Consider the following 5,686-nt stretch of genomic DNA (forward strand, 5'->3'; position numbering starts at 1 on the left):
AAAAATCAGGAAAAGTAAACTTTTTCAATCAGATTGACAGGGAGTTATGTAAGGAGTAATAAAAAGGAGATAATAATAGTTGCGAGATAAATAAAAAAGTTACACCTTTGCACTCCGCAATCGCAAGGAAGGCGGGGGATTGAAAAGAGAGAGAAGCTTAATAAGGATAGGAAAAAAGATAATTTTCGACTTGAAATAAAAAGCAAAAAAAGATTAGGAAGTAACAAAAATAAGTTACATCTTTGCACCCCGGTCAAACGGGAAGGAAAACCTTAAGGAGCGATTCTAAGAGGAATAAAAAAAAGAAAAAAAGATTTGGAATATTAAAAAATAAACTTCATCTTTGCACCCCGATCAAACGGGAAACATCTCTGGAGCGATTCTAAGAGAGATCAAAAATTAGAAAACATCAATAATCCATAGGGATTAACGATATAAGCCAAACTGCGAAGAGCGGCGACAAGTTCTTTAAAAAGATATCATGTAGCGTAACAAACACCGATTTTCTTCGGTGTCAAATCAACAAAGAATAATTAATATTAACATCAAGTTAGTATCAAACAAACATTTTACAATGGAGAGTTTGATCCTGGCTCAGGATGAACGCTAGCGGCAGGCCTAATACATGCAAGTCGAACGGGATTGGAGAGCTTGCTTTCCATGAGAGTGGCGTACGGGTGCGTAACGCGTATGCAACCTACCTTCATCAGGGGGATAGCCCGAAGAAATTCGGATTAACACCGCATAAAAACACAACCTGGCATCAGGAAATGTTCAAATATTTATAGGATGAAGATGGGCATGCGTGTCATTAGCTAGTTGGTGAGGTAACGGCTCACCAAGGCGACGATGACTAGGGGATCTGAGAGGATGACCCCCCACACTGGTACTGAGACACGGACCAGACTCCTACGGGAGGCAGCAGTAAGGAATATTGGTCAATGGAGGCAACTCTGAACCAGCCATGCCGCGTGCAGGAAGACTGCCCTATGGGTTGTAAACTGCTTTTGTACGGGAATAAACCTTCGAACGTGTTCGAAGCTGAATGTACCGTAAGAATAAGGATCGGCTAACTCCGTGCCAGCAGCCGCGGTAATACGGAGGATCCAAGCGTTATCCGGATTTATTGGGTTTAAAGGGAGCGTAGGCGGCCTATTAAGTCAGGGGTGAAAGACGATGGCTCAACCATCGCAGTGCCTTTGATACTGATGGGCTTGAATATAGTTGAGGTAGGCGGAATGTGACAAGTAGCGGTGAAATGCATAGATATGTCACAGAACACCGATTGCGAAGGCAGCTTACTAAGCTATTATTGACGCTGAGGCTCGAAAGCGTGGGGATCAAACAGGATTAGATACCCTGGTAGTCCACGCCCTAAACGATGATAACTCGATGTTGGCGATATACAGTCAGCGTCCAAGCGAAAGCGTTAAGTTATCCACCTGGGGAGTACGCCCGCAAGGGTGAAACTCAAAGGAATTGACGGGGGCCCGCACAAGCGGAGGAGCATGTGGTTTAATTCGATGATACGCGAGGAACCTTACCCGGGCTTGAAAGTTAGTGAATCATTTAGAGATAGATGAGTCCGCAAGGACACGAAACTAGGTGCTGCATGGCTGTCGTCAGCTCGTGCCGTGAGGTGTTGGGTTAAGTCCCGCAACGAGCGCAACCCCTATGTTTAGTTGCCAGCATGTAATGATGGGGACTCTAAACAGACTGCCTGTGCAAACAGAGAGGAAGGAGGGGACGACGTCAAGTCATCATGGCCCTTACGTCCGGGGCTACACACGTGCTACAATGGATGGTACAGAGGGCAGCAACATGGCAACATGAAGCAAATCTCAAAAAGCCATTCACAGTTCGGATCGGGGTCTGCAACTCGACCCCGTGAAGTTGGATTCGCTAGTAATCGCGTATCAGCAATGACGCGGTGAATACGTTCCCGGGCCTTGTACACACCGCCCGTCAAGCCATGGAAGTTGGGGGTGCCTAAAGTCCGTAACCGTAAGGAGCGGCCTAGGGTAAAACCGATAACTAGGGCTAAGTCGTAACAAGGTAGCCGTACCGGAAGGTGCGGCTGGAATACCTCCTTTCTAGAGATTGAATTGACAAAGTTTGTTTCGTTACATGAATATTTTTTTAAGATAAAAAAGATGAACCTGAAGAGATGAGCATCGGTGGGTGATCCACTGAGGTAGGGAAGGCTAAAATAGTCCCGTAGCTCAGTTGGTTAGAGCACTACACTGATAATGTAGGGGTCAGCAGTTCAAATCTGCTCGGGACTACAAAATCATCTTCAAAGGGGGATTAGCTCAGCTGGCTAGAGCGCCTGCCTTGCACGCAGGAGGTCAACGGTTCGACTCCGTTATTCTCCACATTTAAGTAGTAAATAATTAGGAATAGTTCTAATTAAACTTAAAAAGTTCTTTGACATATTGGAAGAAGTTATTGAAAGAGAAGATAACAAAAACAACAGGTAGAGCAATCTACAAAAGAAAGTAAATAAGAGCACACGGGGAATGCCTTGGCTCTCAGAGGCGATGAAGGACGCGATAAGCTGCGATAAGCTACGGGTATTGGCACATACGAATTGATCCGTAGATTTCCGAATGGGGAAACCTAACTAACTGAAGGTTAGTTGCAATAGCGCAAACCTGCCGAACTGAAACATCTAAGTAAGCAGAGGAAGAGAAAACAATAGTGATTTCCTGAGTAGTGGCGAGCGAAAGGGAAGAAGCCCAAACCTATATTGTTAAGGCAATATGGGGGTTGTAGGACCACAATATGATTATTAAAGCGAAGTTGAACAGGTTGGGAAGCCTGGCTATAAAGCATGATAGCTGCGTAAACGTAAGTGATAATATGATAGTGGTATCCTGAGTACCGCGGGGTCGGAGACGCCCTGTGGGAATCTACCAGCACCATCTGGTAAGGCTAAATACTCCTGAGAGACCGATAGTGAACTAGTACCGTGAGGGAAAGGTGAAAAGAACCCCGAACAGGGGAGTGAAATAGAACCTGAAACCGTGTGCTTACAAGCGGTCGGAGCAGTGTATACTGTGACGGCGTGCCTTTTGCATAATGAGCCTACGAGTTACTCCTCTCTGGCAAGGTTAAGTGTTTAAGACACGGAGCCGAAGCGAAAGCGAGTCTGAATAGGGCGTACAGTCAGAGGGGGTAGACGCGAAACCTTGTGATCTACCCATGGACAGGTTGAAGGTGCCGTAACAGGTACTGGAGGACCGAACCGATAAACGTTGAAAAGTTTCCGGATGATCTGTGGGTAGGGGTGAAAGGCTAATCAAACTGGGAAATAGCTCGTACTCCCCGAAATGTTTTTAGGAACAGCGTGGTGGTTAAGTTTAACAGAGGTAGAGCTACTGATTGGGTGCGGGGGAGTCAAATCCTACCAAATCCAGACAAACTCCGAATGCTGATTAAATATACACTGCAGTGAGGCCCGGGGTGCTAAGGTCACGGGCCGAGAGGGAAAGAACCCAGACCAACAGCTAAGGTCCCAAAATTACTATTAAGTTGAACTAACGAGGTCTGATTGCATAGACAGCTAGGATGTTGGCTTGGAAGCAGCCATTCATTTAAAGAGTGCGTAACAGCTCACTAGTCGAGCGATCGGGCATGGATAATAAACGGGCATAAAATAGTATACCGAAGCTTTGGATTTATACTACGTATAAGTGGTAGGGGAGCATTCTAGTTGCGGCGAAGATATCTGGTAATGGGTGTTGGAGCGGCTAGAAAAGCAAATGTAGGCATAAGTAACGATAAGGCGGGAGAGAAACCCGCCCACCGAAAGACTAAGGTTTCCTGATCAACGCTAATCGGATCAGGGTTAGTCGGGGCCTAAGGTGTACCCGAAGGGGGAATCCGATGGACAACTGGTTAATATTCCAGTACTTTTTATAACTGCGATGAGGTGACGGAGTAGTGACACTGCCGCGAACTGACGGAATAGTTCGTTAAAGGCCGTAGGTATAGGACTGGTAGGCAAATCCGCCGGTCTTGCTGAAAGCTGATAGTACCGCAAACCTTCGGGGGCGTGGATAGTGCAGGTAATCAGACTTCCAAGAAAACCCTCTAAGCTTCAGGTTATAAAAACCCGTACCGTAAACCGACACAGGTAGTCGAGGAGAGAATCCTAAGGTGCTCGAGTGAATCATGGCTAAGGAACTCGGCAAAATGGCCCTGTAACTTCGGGAGAAGGGGCGCTGGCAGCAATGTCAGCCGCAGTGAAAAGGCCCAGGCGACTGTTTAACAAAAACACATGGCTTTGCAAAATCGAAAGATGAAGTATAAGGCCTGACACCTGCCCGGTGCTGGAAGGTTAAGAGGGGATGTTATTCGCAAGGAGAAGCATTGAATCGAAGCCCCAGTAAACGGCGGCCGTAACTATAACGGTCCTAAGGTAGCGAAATTCCTTGTCGGGTAAGTTCCGACCTGCACGAATGGTGTAACGATCTGGGCGCTGTCTCGGCCATGAGCTCGGTGAAATTGTGGTCCCGGTGAAGACGCCGGGTACCCGCAACGGGACGGAAAGACCCCATGAACCTTCACTACAATTTAACATTGACATTGGGTACAGGATGTGTAGGATAGGTGGGAGACTATGAAGTGGCGTCGCTAGGCGTTGTGGAGTCAACGTTGAAATACCACCCTTTCTGTATTCGGTGTCTAACCCCGCTAAGCGGGGGACATTGTTTGATGGGTAGTTTGACTGGGGTGGTCGCCTCCAAAAGTGTAACGGAGGCTTTCAAAGGTATGCTCAATACGCTTGGTAACCGTATGAGGAGTGCAATAGCATAAGCATGCTTGACTGTGAGGCCTACAAGCCGAGCAGGGTCGAAAGACGGATATAGTGATCCGGTGGTTCTGCATGGAAGGGCCATCGCTCAAAGGATAAAAGGTACTCTGGGGATAACAGGCTGATCTCCCCCAAGAGCTCATATCGACGGGGAGGTTTGGCACCTCGATGTCGGCTCGTCACATCCTGGGGCTGGAGAAGGTCCCAAGGGTTCGGCTGTTCGCCGATTAAAGTGGCACGCGAGCTGGGTTCAGAACGTCGCGAGACAGTTCGGTCCCTATCTGTTGTGGGCGTTGGAAATTTGAGTGGGGCTGACCTTAGTACGAGAGGACCGGGTTGGACTGACCTCTAGTGAATCTGTTGTTCCGCCAGGGGCATTGCAGAGTAGCTATGTCGGGAATAGATAAGCGCTGAAAGCATCTAAGTGCGAAACTAGCCACAAGATGAGATTTCCATTGAGGATCGTAGAAGACTACTACGTTGATAGGCTATAGATGTAAAGCTGGTGACAGCAAAGTCGAGTAGTACTAATTATCCGATACTTTCAGGTAAACTGATTTGTTGTCTTCTCTGCAATTACTTCTTTCAATAATATGTCATTGTTGTCATGTTATAAGTTAAGAGTTATATGTTTTAAGTTGAAAAACTTTGGGCTATAGCTTGAAACTAATGACTAACAACTATTAAAATATTTAGGTGCCTATATCGGCGGTGTCCACCTCTTCCCATTCCGAACAGAGAAGTTAAGCCCGCCAGAGCCGATGGTACTGCAGTAAAATGTGGGAGAGTAGGTCGGTGCCAAATTTTATAAGTCTAACGACTATAAAGCTTAAACCCTTCATCCAAATGATGAGGGGTTTTTTGTTT

Annotated in this window: 2 tRNA genes and 3 rRNA genes; all 5 read left to right on the forward strand. The window is 46.7% G+C overall.

What is annotated here, in order from left to right:
- The first annotated feature begins 571 nt into the window (after positions 1 to 571).
- A 16S ribosomal RNA gene (locus FA046_RS17125) occupies positions 572 to 2,093 on the forward strand.
- Between the two features lie 118 nt (positions 2,094 to 2,211).
- Positions 2,212 to 2,285, forward strand: a tRNA-Ile gene (locus FA046_RS17130).
- Between the two features lie 16 nt (positions 2,286 to 2,301).
- A tRNA-Ala gene (locus FA046_RS17135) sits at positions 2,302 to 2,375 on the forward strand.
- A gap of 117 nt (positions 2,376 to 2,492) precedes the next feature.
- A 23S ribosomal RNA gene (locus FA046_RS17140) occupies positions 2,493 to 5,369 on the forward strand.
- Between the two features lie 142 nt (positions 5,370 to 5,511).
- A 5S ribosomal RNA gene (gene rrf, locus FA046_RS17145) occupies positions 5,512 to 5,623 on the forward strand.
- Together the 16S, 23S and 5S rRNA genes with 2 tRNA genes alongside form the textbook arrangement of a ribosomal RNA operon.
- Positions 5,624 to 5,686 lie beyond the last annotated feature (63 nt).

The organism is Pedobacter cryophilus, assembly GCF_005116455.1.
GTDB lineage: Bacteria > Bacteroidota > Bacteroidia > Sphingobacteriales > Sphingobacteriaceae > Pseudopedobacter > Pseudopedobacter cryophilum.